General features: G+C 70.3%; 15 protein-coding genes. 9 read left to right on the top strand and 6 right to left on the bottom strand.

Translation table 11 applies throughout. The features are described 5' to 3' along the window. Positions 1-382: 382 nt before the first annotated feature. The 6 genes from ACFWWR_RS40925 to ACFWWR_RS40900 form a co-directional block, all read right to left on the bottom strand. Positions 383-706, bottom strand: coding sequence for a hypothetical protein (locus ACFWWR_RS40925; RefSeq protein ID WP_384309011.1), 324 nt, complete (start codon positions 704-706; stop codon positions 383-385). 236 nt (positions 707-942) lie between these two features. Next, on the bottom strand, positions 943-1,200 hold the full coding sequence (locus ACFWWR_RS40920; RefSeq protein WP_384309009.1) for a hypothetical protein: 258 nt from the start codon (positions 1,198-1,200) through the stop codon (positions 943-945). Positions 1,201-1,292: 92 nt separating this feature from the next. Beyond that, complete coding sequence (locus tag ACFWWR_RS40915; protein WP_384309007.1) at positions 1,293-4,607, bottom strand: S8 family serine peptidase; 3,315 nt, start codon at positions 4,605-4,607, stop codon at positions 1,293-1,295. Between the two features lie 158 nt (positions 4,608-4,765). Further along, on the bottom strand, positions 4,766-5,845 hold the full coding sequence (locus ACFWWR_RS40910) for an ABC transporter permease (RefSeq protein WP_384309005.1): 1,080 nt from the start codon (positions 5,843-5,845) through the stop codon (positions 4,766-4,768). Beyond that, the gene (locus ACFWWR_RS40905) at positions 5,842-6,780 is read right to left on the bottom strand and encodes an ABC transporter ATP-binding protein (RefSeq protein ID WP_384309036.1); all 939 of its coding nucleotides are present in this window, start codon (positions 6,778-6,780) and stop codon (positions 5,842-5,844) included. The genes ACFWWR_RS40910 and ACFWWR_RS40905 overlap by 4 nt, the downstream gene beginning before the upstream one ends. 4 nt (positions 6,781-6,784) lie before the next feature. Next, a complete protein-coding gene (locus tag ACFWWR_RS40900) occupies positions 6,785-7,252 on the bottom strand; it encodes a GntR family transcriptional regulator (RefSeq protein ID WP_384309003.1) in 468 nt (155 codons plus the stop codon). A 524-nt stretch (positions 7,253-7,776) separates the two neighbouring features. Here ACFWWR_RS40900 and ACFWWR_RS40895 point away from each other — a divergent pair. The 9 genes from ACFWWR_RS40895 to ACFWWR_RS40855 all read left to right on the top strand — a co-directional run bounded on the left by ACFWWR_RS40895 (position 7,777) and on the right by ACFWWR_RS40855 (position 13,430). Further along, on the top strand, positions 7,777-8,073 hold the full coding sequence (locus tag ACFWWR_RS40895; protein ID WP_384309000.1) for a hypothetical protein: 297 nt from the start codon (positions 7,777-7,779) through the stop codon (positions 8,071-8,073). A 168-nt stretch (positions 8,074-8,241) separates the two neighbouring features. Next, the gene (locus tag ACFWWR_RS40890; protein WP_384308997.1) at positions 8,242-8,586 is read left to right on the top strand and encodes a hypothetical protein; all 345 of its coding nucleotides are present in this window, start codon (positions 8,242-8,244) and stop codon (positions 8,584-8,586) included. Positions 8,587-8,647: 61 nt separating this feature from the next. After that, positions 8,648-8,887, top strand: coding sequence for a hypothetical protein (locus tag ACFWWR_RS40885; RefSeq protein WP_384308995.1), 240 nt, complete (start codon positions 8,648-8,650; stop codon positions 8,885-8,887). Between the two features lie 56 nt (positions 8,888-8,943). Beyond that, entirely contained in the window at positions 8,944-9,642 is a 699-nt protein-coding gene (locus tag ACFWWR_RS40880) for a hypothetical protein (RefSeq protein ID WP_384308992.1), read from the top strand. 141 nt (positions 9,643-9,783) lie between these two features. Then, positions 9,784-10,275, top strand: a complete 492-nt coding sequence (locus tag ACFWWR_RS40875; protein WP_384308990.1) for a hypothetical protein — start codon at positions 9,784-9,786, stop codon at positions 10,273-10,275. Between the two features lie 53 nt (positions 10,276-10,328). Beyond that, complete coding sequence (locus tag ACFWWR_RS40870) at positions 10,329-10,823, top strand: hypothetical protein (RefSeq protein WP_384308987.1); 495 nt, start codon at positions 10,329-10,331, stop codon at positions 10,821-10,823. 110 nt (positions 10,824-10,933) lie between these two features. Further along, positions 10,934-11,266 carry a hypothetical protein gene (locus ACFWWR_RS40865; RefSeq protein ID WP_384308984.1) on the top strand — a complete coding sequence of 111 codons (333 nt, stop codon included), beginning with the start codon at positions 10,934-10,936 and terminating at the stop codon, positions 11,264-11,266. Between the two features lie 183 nt (positions 11,267-11,449). Further along, positions 11,450-12,955 (top strand): ParB/RepB/Spo0J family partition protein, encoded by a 1,506-nt coding sequence (locus tag ACFWWR_RS40860; RefSeq protein WP_384308981.1) that lies wholly within the window; start codon positions 11,450-11,452, stop codon positions 12,953-12,955. Positions 12,956-13,037: 82 nt separating this feature from the next. Next, positions 13,038-13,430 carry a hypothetical protein gene (locus ACFWWR_RS40855; protein ID WP_384308978.1) on the top strand — a complete coding sequence of 131 codons (393 nt, stop codon included), beginning with the start codon at positions 13,038-13,040 and terminating at the stop codon, positions 13,428-13,430. Positions 13,431-13,436 lie beyond the last annotated feature (6 nt).

Raw genomic sequence — 13,436 nt, 5'->3', positions numbered from 1 at the left:
CGCGCTGCGCCCCAAGGAAGACGGACGCCGCGCACGGCGACCCCAGCTCCCTCACAGCGTTGCTGCCACAGGTTCGCCCAGGCATGCGTGATGGCCTATATGCCGCTCCCACAACCGAGACGTCCTCCTTGCGCTTTGCCCCGTGCTCCACCAGCTCATCAGCAGGGCTATCAAGGACGTCGCGGAGGAGGCATCCACCGAACTGCGACCACCGGCGCACTCCCCGCACTCTCCGCCTAGGCGTTCTCACCGCAACTGCGGCAGCCTCACCCAACCTGCAGGACCGCAGGTCAAGCGGCTCGAGCAAGATCCAGAACCCGTCGCAATCCATCTGCGGCACTGCAGGTTAACGGCGAGCGGTCACTGCAACAACAGTGCGACCTCACAAAGCCCCGTGCATGGCGGCAACCGCTTCCGTGATCCGCACGTTGGTCGCGATCGCCGTTCCGTAGTTGACCAACTGCCACTTCGCCTTGTTGGCATGCTCGAAGGCCAGCACAACACGAGGCCGATTGGCCTCTTCCTCTGCCGCGCGCTGAGCAGCGTCCACCGTTCGCTGGTGGGCCAGGGTCTCCTCAGCAACAGCGGCGGTCTTCTCCGCAGCATCAGCCGAACGCTTGCCGTCACTTCTGGCCTTGAGGCTGATACCAATGGCTCCCAGTGACACAGCGAACGCAGCCCAAGCTGGTGCATCTCCCCAGTTCATGGGCGGACCTTACGACATCGCACTGACATCCAGCCGCCGCAACGGAATCGTGAGGACCCGGAGGATCGGGGGTTCCGCAGCAGGGTGCGCATGGGGAGCCGGCATGCCCGCGGCACACCGTCAGGAGCGGGCAGCAGTTTGTCCACGATCGGCAATGCGGTGCAGAGACCGCAGTCGCAGGCGGGCTGCATCCCTCTGGCCCGTACTACTGATCTACAGCGGCCTGGCTCGCACGTTCAGCGTGCCGCTTCCACGGGTAGCTGTCCCAACCCGCATCCAGGATCTCTGGGCTTGAGGCTGTAGTGCAGGATGCGCCAGGCATCGGCGACGGTGGCCCGGCCGGTGTAGTACGCCGACAGCAGCAGACCGGCCGGCACCACCCGGGGGCGTACCCCCTTGGGGCCAGGACGGTCCTTGAGGAGTTCTTCCAGTTCCTGGGGGATGCCGGAGCGGTCCAGGAGGGTCAGCAACTGGCCGACTTTGGAGTCGGGCACTTTCCGACGGTCAGCGGGTCCCGTTCACAGCAAGAGCGCCCGAGCCGGCCGAAGCCGACCCGGGCGTCCAACCAACACACGTGTACAGAGGCCTACTTGACGGCCCGGTAGGCCCGGTGGATCGTCTGCTTCAGGGTGTTGCCGACCGCGTCCGTGAGCGTCACGCGCAGAGAGACCGTGCCCGCCTTCGCCGGGTGGCGCAGGTCGAGGCGCTTGTCGTCGACCGCCTTCGCCGGGTGCCAGGTCCGGCCGTCGTCGTACGAGACGGAGAAGGCCAGCTTGCGGGCGGTGCGCGCGGTGGCCGCGCCCTCGACCGTGAACGGGACAGAGAAACGCGTACCCGCCTTGGCCGTGCTCTCCGTGGACAGCCGGGGCGTGAAGCGGACCACCGACAGTGGCAGCCGCTGCCCGGCACCGGTGACGTGCGCGGAGGTGAAGGTCCACTCGGCGGTGACCCGGGTGGAGACCGACGAGAGGGAGGTGGGGCGGGAGACGTCCGTCGTCAGGCGGTACGTGCGCTTGGCGGCGGGGAGTTCGTACGAGACGCCGGCCAGGTCCGTGTTCGCGGCGAAGATCTTCGTGCCGCCCGCGTAGAGGGTGCTCCCGGCCTTGCTGTAACGGGAGTCGCCCACGTGCCCGGCGCCGTCGGAGAAGAGCGGAAGGTACGCCATGAAGGTGTCACCGACGCGGACCGCGCCCGGACGGTCCTCGTTGCCGGTCAGCGGGCCCGTGAGATGCGGGCCGAAGACGCCGGTGTTGAAGCGCTCGGTGTACTGCTTGCCCGCGCTGTACGCCCGGGGGTTCGCGGTCCACTGGCCGGCGTCGTACACGGTTTCGCCGTCCGCGTCCGTGCCACTCGTCTGCCAGAGGGCGTACCGCCATTTCACGCCCGGCAGGACGTACTCGGTGAGGGTGGCGGGCAGGGAGAACTCGGTCGGGTGGAAGTCGAGCCAGAAGCCGTCCCCTGGTGTGAGGGGCGCGGCGACGAGCGACCCCTTCTTGCCCTTGGCGGGCGCACCGGCGGGGATGCTGACCTTGGCGAACTGCGAGCGCTTCAGGTTCGCGGTGAAGCCGGACAGATCGCCGGTACGGTTCATCGCCGGCCGGTAGTTCGTACTGCCGTGCGTCCAGGTGCCGTTGTACTGCGCGAACGCCTCGTTCGCGGGCAGCCGGGCGCCGAACTGCCCGACCCGCAGCTTGGCGAAGCTGCCCATGTCGTACGTGCTGACGCTCCGGTGCCCGTCGATGTCGAACCCGTAGTTGAGGGTGGCGGCGGTGTGCTTGGCCTTGGCGTCCGGCACGGTGATCCGGACCGGCTTGGCCTTGCGGGCGTCCATGACGAGGGTGGTGTCACGGGTGAGCGAGAACTTCGGGTTGAGGAGGAGGGCCAGGTCCCCGGACTCGGGGGTCGCGCCCGTGTCGATCCGGCCTTCGAGGTTGTACCGGTCCCTGGGCAGCCGTACGGTGAACTCGCCGTCCGTGTCGTCCGAGTAGTCGTTCCAGATCTTGTTGTCCAGCCCCTGCACCCCGGTCTGGGACCGCCCGGTGGGCTTCCCCTTGAGGTCGAGGTGCTTGACGGTCAGGTTGTACGACTCGACCTCGCGCTGTACGCCGACACCGGTCCGTACGGTGATGCTGGCGCCGTCCGTCGCGGTGACCGAGCCGCCGAAGCCGCCGTCGGCCGTGCCCGCGCCGCTGTCAGCGGTGACCTGGGCGGTCGCGGTGCCGCCCGCCGGGACGGTGAGCCGCTTCGGCGAGACCTCGAACATGCCCTCGGCGGCGGGCTTTCCGTCCTCGCCGTACACCTCGGTGGTGAGGTCGAGGATGAGGGGGCGGTCGCCGTCGTTGCGGTAGGTGACGGTCTTGGTGACCGGCTTGTCGTCGGTGTGCGGCCACTGCTGGGTGGGGAAGCCGAGGGTGGCCGGGCTGGTGGTGAGTTGCTGGCCGAGGGCGCGGACGATGTCCGTACGGCCCGTGCCCTGCGCGAACGCCGAGACGCCGGGGGTGGGCTTGGCGGACGCGGTGAGCGCGGCCTTGAGGCGCTCACCGGTCCAGTCGGGGTGACGCTGGGCGAGGATCGCGGCGGCGCCCGCGACATGCGGGGTCGCCATCGACGTACCGCTCATCGAAACGTAGCCGTCGGCGGCCGGGTCGCCCTCCGTGCCCTCGGCGGCCTTCGCGGCGACGATGTCGACGCCGGGGGCGGTGAGGTCGGGCTTGAGGGAACCGTCCGCTGTCGGGCCGCGGCTGGAGAACTCGGCCATGGCGTCGGTGCGGTCCACCGCGCCGACGGTGAGCGCGGCGGCGGCGCTGCCCGGCGATCCGACGGTTCCGGCGCTCGGGCCCTCGTTGCCTGCGGCGATCACGAAGAGGGCGCCGGAGGAGGCGGACAGCTCGTTCACCGCCTGTTCGAGGGGGTCGTCACCGGGGCTGTCGGGGCCGCCCAGGCTGAGGTTGACCACCTCGGCACCCTGCGCGACGGCCCACTGCGCGCCGGCGATGACCCCGGACTCCTCGCCGTAGCCGCCGTCGTCGAGCACCTTGCCGCTGATCAGCCGGGCGCCCGGCGCGACCCCCTTGTACGTGCCCCCGGAGTGCGCGCCGGACCCCGCGACCGTGGACGCCACATGCGTGCCGTGACCCACCCGGTCGACCGTGTCCGCCGCCTCGGAGAAGTTCTTCGCCGCGTCGATACGGCCCTTCAGATCCGGGTGCGTGCCGTCAACTCCGGTGTCCAGCACGGCGACCTTGACGCCCGTGCCGTCGTACCCCGCCGCCCAGGCCTCGGGGGCACCGATCTGCGCGGTGCTCCGGTCGAGGGCCGCCTCGACCTTCCCATCGAGCCAGATCCTCTCGACCCGGTCGGCGGCGGCCGACCTCTCCCGCGCCGTCCCCCCGCTGCCGGTGAGCGTCTCCCACAGGTCGGCGCCCTCGGACTTACGGGCCTTCAGCGCGTCCCCGTTGACGCTGGGCAGGTCCCGGCTGACCCGGGCTCCGGCGGCGGACAGGGTGCTCGGCGCGAGGGTGCGGCCCTTGGCGTACGTCACGATCAGCGGGAGGTCGGGGCGGGCCGCGTCGTCGTAACCCCACTTGACCAGCTGCGTCACGTCGAACAGCCGCCGGTCGGCGGTGCCGTTCGCGAGGAGCCGCTCGGCGTCACGCGGGACGACGTAGGTGCGGTCGGCGCTCCGCGCTATTCGGAAGGCGGTGCCTTCCCGACCCTTGCCGGGCCGCACACCGGTGACCTGTCCGGTGGCGTCCAGCGTGACCCGGTCACCGGTGACGAGGGTGACTGTCCTGGCCTTGCCGAGGGCGCGGGCCGTACCTGCCGTACCGCCGGCGGACTGTGCGGCCCCGGATTCCGGGGCACCGAGCAGGGCCGAGGCAAGGGCGGCGGCGACGAGCACGGCGAGAGCGGAAGCCTCACTCGCTCGCCTCTTACGGTGATTCAAGGCATGCCTTTCTCTCCGGACCTTCGGGCATGGCGGAGCAGCCCGGCGGACGGGACAAAGAAACAGAGGGAGAAAGAGGCGCCTCTTCGCAAAGGGGCGCGGGGCGTACGAACTCAGACGAGCCGCTTACGACCCCCGACGAAGAGGAACGCCACGACACCGGCGGTCAGGGCGAACAGAATCGACGCCCCGAACCACTGCATGGCGTTCATCTGCGACATCGGGAGGTAATCCACCGACCAGCCCACGGCATCGGCCTTGTCCAGGCACACCTGCCGTGCCGCGTCGGTCTGCGACCCCGAACAGGTGCCCCAGCCCACCAGATCCCCGCTGCCGGTGACATACGACTGATCGATTTCGTAGGCGCCGTGGGGGAGCGACGGGGACACGTTCTCGCCTGTGACACCCTTGTTCGTCGTGACCGTGACGACGTTGCCGAGCGAAAGCAGGAAGTAGCCCCAGACAAGCTGGAGGACGACGGTGAAACCGAAGGTGACCACCATGGCCGTCAGCGTGCGCCGCAGCACCACACCGATCGCCACCCCGCCGAAGACGGAGAAGAGGGTGAGGGCGACAGGCACTGGGCCCGTCGTGTTGAACGCGGCGCCCGAGGTCCAGTCCATGACCGTGGCCTCGGACTTGACGGGGTTCCACCACCAGCCGAACACCGCCGACAACACGCCCGTGCTCACCACGACCACCAGTCCGGCCAGCGCCAGCTTCGTGGCGAGCCAGCGGGTCCGGCTCATGGACTGGGCGGCGACCAGCTTGGCGGTGCCGTTCTCCAGGTCGCCCGCGATGAGCGGGGCGCCGAGGAAGACACCGAGCAGGATGGGTATCGCCTGGAGACCCGTGGAGACGAAGGAGAACGCGTCGTTGTACTGCTGGAACCTGCCGCCCGCCTCGTCGAGGCTCTTGCCGGGATAGCCGTAACCGTCGAGGAAGTCGACCAGCTGGCCGCGCTGGTAGACGATCCAGGCCACGGAGAGCGCGGTGGCGGCGAGGATCGTCCAGAACGCGGCCCGGTGCTGGCGCCAGACCAGCCAGGTCATACCGCTGAGTCGGGGGCGCCGGTTGGCCTCCGTGGTGGTCGCGTTCAAGGTCCCGTCGGTGGTCCCGTTCATGGTCCCGTTCTTGCCGTCGCTCGTGGAGCCGGTCGAGGTGCTGGTCGAGCTGCGGGTGAAGGTGCTCATGCCGCCACCGCCCCGGTGCCGAACCCCTGGCCGTGGACCTGGGCGGTGGGGGTGATCAGCGGTGGTGCGTCGGGTGAGCGGAGATAGGCGAGCAGGAGTTCCTCCATGTTCGGGGCGTTTATGTCCCAGGGGCCGGTGACCGGGCCCTCGGGGCGGATGAGCGCGGTGAACTGCCGTCCGCTGGTCCGGGACTCGACGAGGGTGTGGCGCCCGAGGGCGAGGGCGGGAGGCATGCCGTCACCCTGCTTTGCGCCCGTGACCAGGGTGTGCACGGACATCAGCTCGTCCACGTCACCGGCGAGGCGCACTCCGCCGCCGGAGACGACAACGAGGTAGTCGCACACGTTCTCCAGTTCGGCCAGGACGTGGGTGGACATCAGCACGGTGGTTCCGCGCTCGGCGGCCTCGGCGAGGAGGGTGCCCATGATCTCGTGGCGCACGACCGGGTCGAGGTCCGACATCGGCTCGTCGAGCATCAGCAGGTCGGGGCTCTTTCCGAAGGCGAGGGCGATGGCGACGCGGGTGCGCTGGCCTCCGGAGAGGGTGCTGATCTTCGCGTCGAAGGGCACGTTGCCCGCGCGGATGATGCCCTCGGCGGCGCGCTGGTCCCAGCCGGGGTTCAGCTCCCGGCCCAGACGCAGGGTCTCCGCCACGGTGAAGCGGCGGAACAGGGGCTTCTCCTGGGCGAGGAACGCTGTGCGCCGACCGGACTCCACCGAGCCCGGAGCCTCACCGAACAGGCTGATCGAGCCGTTCGTCGGCTGCAGGACATGGGCCGCGATGCTCAGCAGCGTGGTCTTGCCCGCCCCGTTGGGTCCCACCAGGCCGCAGATCCGTCCCGCCGGGAGCCGGAAGGAGCAGTCCCGCAACGCCCAGCCCCGCCGGTAGCGCATCCCCAGCCCGTACGCCTCGATCGCCGGTTCCCCCGCGTACATACCTTCACTCACCTGTGCTCCTGGTTGTCGTGGCCCCCGTGGACCCCGTTGTCGTGGACCCTGTTGCCGCCACGTTCCCGGCGGCGTACTGCTTCTCCATCGCCGACGCGACCAGCGCGGCCACGTCCTCCTGCTCCAGACCGGCCCCGGCCGCCTTCAACATCCACGCCACCAGCTCCGCGTACAGCGGCGAGTCGGTGCCCGTCTCGGGGCGGCCCAGCGTGCGGCGTACGAAGGTGCCCTGGCCCGGTCGCGGTTCGACCAGGCCCTCGCGCTCCAGCTCGCGGTACGCCTTGAGGGTGGTGTTCGGGTTGACCGTGCTGGTCTCGGCGACCTCCTTGGCGGTGGGCAGCCGGTCACCCGGCACGAGTACGCCCAGCCGGAGGGCCTGCTTGGTCTGCTGCACGATCTGCTGGAAGGCGGGGACCCCGCTCCGCCTGTCGATGCGGTACTCCACGATCACCACCACCATTCCACTACTTGATTAGTGGAATGATGATGGAGGGGTGCGAGGACGGTTGTCAATGCCGACCGGGGACGAGGAGAAGCGGGTGGGAGGTGCGCTGGCCGTCTTTTTTGGGACATCAGCAGACAGGGAACAAGGAACCCGCTGCCAGTCATCGACTGGTACAGCAACAAGGCCTACCAGTGCCCGCACTGCCGCCATGACACGGTCGCGAGCCCCTCCCGATGGGAGGTGTACACCTGCTGCAACTGCGCCACCCGTTTCGCCCGCTTCCCCCGGCTGCAACGCTTCCTGCGCCATGTCGGCGTGACCTGCGAGTTCTGCACGGAGCGCCACCCCGTCCTCGTCGACGGCGAGCCCTTCGGGTTCCTGCGCCGCCGCCACAACGGCGTCGGGATGCACTCGGAGCATCAGTTCGAGGCGTGGCTGTACGACACGGACGAGTTCGCCGACCACCGCGACGGTGTGCGCTACCGCAGCACCCGCGCCAGCCGCGCGGAGGCCATGGCCGCCTCGCCCACTGGCGCAGCATGTTCGGCCCCATCGAGGACGACCTCAGCCCCATCCTCGCCGTCGTCGCCGACGAGCCGTTCAACAAGTACGGACCGGACGTGACCGGGGAGCAGCGCGACGCGTTGCTCGACGACACGCTGGAGGTCTACGGCATCGGCGCCCTGCGCGCCTATGCCCCGCCGCACCCCCGGCGCGGGCAGTTCTACGTCGACACCGCCACCTTCACCTGGGGCCTGATCGCCCCGTCGGGCCTGGAGGGCATCTACACCAGGGCGGCACCGAAGTCCCTGGCCGCGTACGCGCCGCAGCTCTGACCTACCGCGCGCGGACGCGCGCACCTCCCCGTTTGCGCAGGTCAGGGGTGGGTTCACACCCTCCCAACTTACACTATTATTAGTAGTGAGCCGAGGGGCGCCGTCACCACCCCCACTTCATTCACCAGGTGACGGCCCCCTTCCCCACTCCCAGCCCCAGGAGTTGCCATGCTTCGAACGCTGCGCCGCGCCCTGCGACCGTCACGTCTCCGAATTCCCGCCCGCCGGTTCGCCGCCGGGATCGCGGAACTGCCGCCCACCGCGCGCGAAGCGCTCGGCACCGACGTCACGGCTGGGGAGGCCATCGCCTACAACCGCGTCCGCGTCGCCACCTCGACCGCCGTCGCCCTCTACCGCAGCGGATACACGCTGCCGATGACCGACGACGACCTGGACGACGCGGTGCTCGCCCTGGACTTCCCCTACTCGGTCCCGAGCGCGGAGACCCGCGCGTCCATCCGCGCCGCGCTCGCCGTCCTGGACGCCGACTACACCGTCACCGTCACTCGCTGACCAGCCGCCCGCCCCGGCCGTGGGCCGCCCCGACCAGGGCGGCCCACACGGAAGGAGCCCGGTGTTCCTCGTCGTACCCGACCCCGCTCACGGACTCGTTGCCGCCCCGCAGTCCTCCGACGACCCCACGCCCGCCACCGAACAGTCCCTTGCCGCCCAGGGGTTCGCCTGGAACAACGAAATCGAGGCGTACACCCGCCAGGCCGACCACGACCCCGCGGCCGTGGACGACACCGCCGGCATACTGCGCGAGCTGGGCCACTACGTCTTCTCCGCCCACAGGCCGCTGCCCAGGGGCTGACCGCCGCCCGGCCGGCCTCTGCCGCCTCCCGCCCCTTGCGCAGATGGAGTTCCGCCATGCCCCGACGCCGCACCCCGCCGCAGCAGCCCGTCCGGTACGCCGCCGCCGAGCATGATGGAGGCCACCAGGTCGTGGACCAGCTCCACGGGTACGCGCTCAGCAGCCACGCCACCGCCTCGGCCGCCGAGGACACGGTACGCGAGCTGACCGCCAACCCGACGGCCGCGATCGAAGCCGTCGAGGAACTCGACGCCGCCCAGCGGGGCCCGGCCGCCACCGAGCGTCGGATCCTGCGCCGGTACGGGTACGGCTTCAGCCTGCGCCAGGACGAAATGCTCTCCCTGCGCGGGGAGTTCAGCCACGACCGGCTGGAGACCCTGATCTCCGGCGGCCATCTGGCCATGGTGTTCAGCCCGGCCGGTCAGCCGTACTACACCACGCCCGAGCGGTACGCCCAGCTGTCGCCCCGCTGGATACGCGACGGCGACGAGTCGTTCCCGGCCGCCGATGTCGCCCGCCTCGAACGCCCCCGCCCCGCCCTGGAGTTGCTGCCTGCGCGCAAGCGGTACGAGCCGTGTGAGCTGCACGGGATCACTCTGTGGCGGTGCCTGATCTGCGGGCCGCGCGAGCGCTTCGAGTGCCAGTGGGGAGAGTGCACCGCCAACCGCGTCACGGCCTACTGCGAGCGCTGCGTACGCATGGACCCCCGGCGAACCTTCCCGCTACCGCCCCGCCGAGAGCATGACTGGCCGTAAAACCGCAGGTCAGGGGTGGGTTCACCTCACCCCAAAAGACACTATTATTGATGTTGTTGGTCCTGCGGAACACCCCGTACGGCGGGGCCACCACCCCGCCGTACGGGCCCCTCACCGCCACGCCACGAAAGGACACCGGCGATGAAACACGAGGAACTGGCCGCGCTGCTGGCCGAGCCGACCACGCCCCTGATGCGCGCCGCGCTCCGCGGTCTTCCGCCCAAGACCCTGGAGACGCTGGCCACCGTTGCCGACCCGGCGGCGGAGCAGGGATGGCGACAGGTCGTCGCCGACCGGGTCCGGGCCTTCGCCGACGAGCAGCCGGGCGACGGACCGCAGGCCGTGACCGCGTACTTCACGACGACGGAGCAGCGGACGGGCAGCGGGATGTCCGTGGGCTGGAGCCCGTTCATCGCGGCTCTCGCGCCCACCGAGGAGATGCCGGACCTCCGGCACACCGAGACCACGGCACGCATGGTGCCGGTCGACGAAGCGGCGAGGGCCGAGGAGGACTTCGCGGACCCGAAGCTGTCCGAAGCGCTCCACCGGCTCGCGGCCCTCGACCCGCCCGAGCACGCGGACGTTCTGCGCGTCCACCTGCCGACCTCCCGTGTCACCCGCGTGAAGCCCTGACCGCCCATGCCTGCGGGCGTCCCTGCGCAGGGGCGCCCGCGCGGAGGTGCACCGTGCCCGTTCCGATCCTCTGCCACGTCTGCCATGGCGGCCGCTACCAGCCCGAGAACCCGGGCACCTACCGCTGCCGCTCCTGCGGCAGCCCGGCGACGGAGTCGACGTTCCCCGTCCAGAGCGACGAACGGCTCGTCGTTCTCGCGGGAGTACTCCAGATCCTCACCGTGCCGGACGGCCACCAGGTGATCACTCCCGACCGGCGCTGCTACGCCCCTCACCTGGGAGCCAGCCTGAGTCTCGCGCTGCGGGTCAACCGGACGCACCCTGTGTTCCGGCAGGCCGAGGACGTCGGCACCGCCGAGGACCTGCTGTCCGCCCTGGACGCCGACGAGCAAGGCCCCTGGGTGCTGACTCCCGCGCAACTGGGGTTTCTCACCCGGGCCATGGACGTCCGCAGCGCACTGCTGCCGTCGGCGTCGAGGCAGTACCCGGACTTCGATGGGGAGATCCGGGCCGCCCGCACACGCAGTCGGCACCCGTGCGCCACGTGAGCGCCTTGGCTTCCCGACCGCCGCCACCGCGCCCGTCCGCTCCGGCCGGCCGCGCCCGCCCCCGCGTCGCCCGCACGCCGAACCGGCCCCTGGGCCAGGGAGGTTGAACCATGTCCGTGTCCCACTCCGTGTACGCCGTCTACGGCGTCGTGGTCGCGCCGCCCCGGGAGCGGGAAGCGCTGGAAGAGCTGAGGGAAGCCCAGGCACACCGCCCTGCCAGCGGGAACCCTGCCGACGTGCGCGTGCAGTTGTTCACGGTCGGCGACGACGAGCACGTCGTTCTCGGGGCAGGCTACGAGCAGCTCGGACCCAACACATACCGGGCAGTGCCCTCTCTCCCGGTCGGCGCCGGGTGGGACGACGCCTTGCTTGAGCAGGTGAGGAACCTGGGGCTCACGGTCTGGTCCGGTCCGTGCTGGCACGTCGTGCACGACCTGAGCTGAAGTCGGGACTCGTCGGCTGAGTCCGCCGTTGCGGAGTACCGCAGACACCCCCCAGGATCAGCGTTTTTGCAGTTCAGGGGGTATCTAGCCTCCACCCATAAACACACTATTATTGTATTTGAAGCGGGGGGCGACACCCCAACCGCCCCAATTCGCCGAACAGGCAAGGAGAAGGAGAGCCCCATGGCCACCGCCGTCTCGACCCAGCCCACCGAACCCGCCACGCACGAGGAGGAAGACGCGCCGCAGATCGTCCTGCTCGACCCGGCGCTCGTGGTGCGTGACGAGTGCAACGCCCGCGAGGAGGACACCGAACCGGACGAGGACCTGATCAACTCGGTCAGGGAGATCGGTGTCGAGGAAACCATCAGCGTCCGGCCCCGGCCCGACGGCACCTACGGCGCGTTCAAGGGCTGGCGGCGCGCGCAGGCGCAGCAGATCGCCAACGCCACCGCCCAGGAGGACGGCCGCCCGGTCCGCAGGATCAAGGCGCACGTTCGGGAAGACCTGGTCGGCAAGGACGGCTGGACCCGATTCCTGTCCCTGGTCGAGAACAAGCACCGCGAGGGGATGACCGCGCGCGACATCCTGAAGTCGCAGGAGCTGTCCCTGATCGACATGAGCGACGTCGAGCGTCGCCAGGCCAGCAAGGCTCTCGGCGTCGGCCGCAACGCCGTCAAGCAGGCCAAGGCGGCGCAGAAGCTTGACGACGCCATCCTTCGCCGGGCTACGGCCGGAGGCATGGACCTGGAGCAGACCGCCCAGCTCGCCGAGGTCGAGCACGTGCCCGGCGCGGAGCGCCGTCTGCTGCGAGCGCTGGAGCGCGACCACGAGGAGGGCAACGGCGGGCGCGGCCACTGGGACCAGGAGATGGCGCTGCTCAAGGCCGAGCGGACCGACGCCGACGCCCGGACGAAGGCCGAAGAAGACCTCAAGGCGGCGGACATCCCGTTGCTGGGGCAGCCGGGGTACGGGCAGAAGGACCCGTCCAAGCCCCTGGCCGAGCTGACTACCGGACTGGGCAATCCGCTCACCGAGGACAACCACAAGAGCTGCCCCGGCCACAGCGCCCGCCTGGACGACGAGCACCGGCCCGTGTGGCACTGCGCCGACCCGGCCGCCTACGGCCACAAGGTCCGGCCGCAGCCGAAGAAGCCCAAGACCCAGGAGGACGAGCAGAAGGCCGAGGATCGCGCCCGGACCGTGGCGTGCAACCGGGCCTGGAAGGCCGCTGCCGGACCGAGGCAGGAGTTCGTCAAGCGGCTGGTACGCGGCAAGACCCTGCCCGACGAGGCCCGGCTGTTCGCCCAGCAGATCATGCTGGACCTGCCCCGCTTCTACGGAAAGTGGGCCGACAAGCAGCGCACCCAGACCGTGGCCCTGCTGCTCGGAGCCAAGGACCCCGAGAACGACTCCGCCTCCGAGACCGCCGCCCACTTTCCCAAGAACCGCCTGGCCAACGTGGTGTTCGCCCAGGTCGCCGCCGCGTTCGAGGACGCCATCCGCGAGCCCAAGCAGTTCGACACCGCCCGGATGACGCACGTCTACCTGTGGGAGTCCCCCGACCGGCTCCAGGCCGCCTACCTGCTGCTCCTGGAAGCCCTCGGCCAGGCCGACGACGGCAGCTACCAGCTGTCCGAGGTCGAGAACCAGGCGGTCGCCCGCCACCGGCCCGACGCCGCCGCCTGACCGAACCTCCCCCGCAAGCCCGGCCGGGCACGCCCGTGCCCGGCCGGTCCCCCCACCCCGCGTCACAGAGAGGCGAACCAGCATGACCGTCACCATGGACGAAGTCCTCCACTTCATCGGCCAACTGCCGGATGCGATCAAGGTCTCGAAGGTCCAGGAGGCCTCCGCGCGGCGGCTCCGCGCGATCGACAAGGAAGCGTTCGCCGGACTCGTGGCCGGACGCCGGGCCCGCATCAACGACTCGCTGCGCCCGGCTCTGCTGCGCGGTCTCACCGGCACCGTGCAGGAGCGCAACCGCACCGGCACCCGGGCGGGCTTCCTGCTGGACGAGGAGTCCACCCGCATCCTGCGCCGCGACCCGCGCAACGGCGAGCCGGGCAAGCCCAAGTACCGCATCCCCGAGGACGTGACGCGCTTCCGGATCCCGGGCAGCGGCATCCCCGTCGCCTGCCTGGAGGTGATCGAGGACGCCTGACCGGGT

The sequence above is a fragment of the Streptomyces sp. NPDC058678 genome, assembly GCF_042714835.1.
Lineage (GTDB): Bacteria > Actinomycetota > Actinomycetes > Streptomycetales > Streptomycetaceae > Streptomyces.
This window is presented reverse-complemented; position numbering and strand designations above follow the sequence as displayed.

Excerpts from the sequence above, each read along its gene's own strand:
- ACFWWR_RS40925 (WP_384309011.1), bottom strand. The coding sequence starts at position 706 with ATGAACTGGGGAGATGCACCAGCTTGGGCTGCGTTCGCTGTGTCACTG.
- ACFWWR_RS40910 (WP_384309005.1), bottom strand. The coding sequence starts at position 5,845 with ATGAGCACCTTCACCCGCAGCTCGACCAGCACCTCGACCGGCTCCACG.
- ACFWWR_RS40905 (WP_384309036.1), bottom strand. The coding sequence starts at position 6,780 with ATGTACGCGGGGGAACCGGCGATCGAGGCGTACGGGCTGGGGATGCGC.
- ACFWWR_RS40900 (WP_384309003.1), bottom strand. The coding sequence starts at position 7,252 with ATGGTGGTGGTGATCGTGGAGTACCGCATCGACAGGCGGAGCGGGGTC.
- ACFWWR_RS40895 (WP_384309000.1), top strand. The coding sequence starts at position 7,777 with ATGTTCGGCCCCATCGAGGACGACCTCAGCCCCATCCTCGCCGTCGTC.
- ACFWWR_RS40890 (WP_384308997.1), top strand. The coding sequence starts at position 8,242 with ATGCTTCGAACGCTGCGCCGCGCCCTGCGACCGTCACGTCTCCGAATT.
- ACFWWR_RS40880 (WP_384308992.1), top strand. The coding sequence starts at position 8,944 with ATGCCCCGACGCCGCACCCCGCCGCAGCAGCCCGTCCGGTACGCCGCC.
- ACFWWR_RS40875 (WP_384308990.1), top strand. The coding sequence starts at position 9,784 with ATGAAACACGAGGAACTGGCCGCGCTGCTGGCCGAGCCGACCACGCCC.
- ACFWWR_RS40865 (WP_384308984.1), top strand. The coding sequence starts at position 10,934 with ATGTCCGTGTCCCACTCCGTGTACGCCGTCTACGGCGTCGTGGTCGCG.
- ACFWWR_RS40860 (WP_384308981.1), top strand. The coding sequence starts at position 11,450 with ATGGCCACCGCCGTCTCGACCCAGCCCACCGAACCCGCCACGCACGAG.
- ACFWWR_RS40855 (WP_384308978.1), top strand. The coding sequence starts at position 13,038 with ATGACCGTCACCATGGACGAAGTCCTCCACTTCATCGGCCAACTGCCG.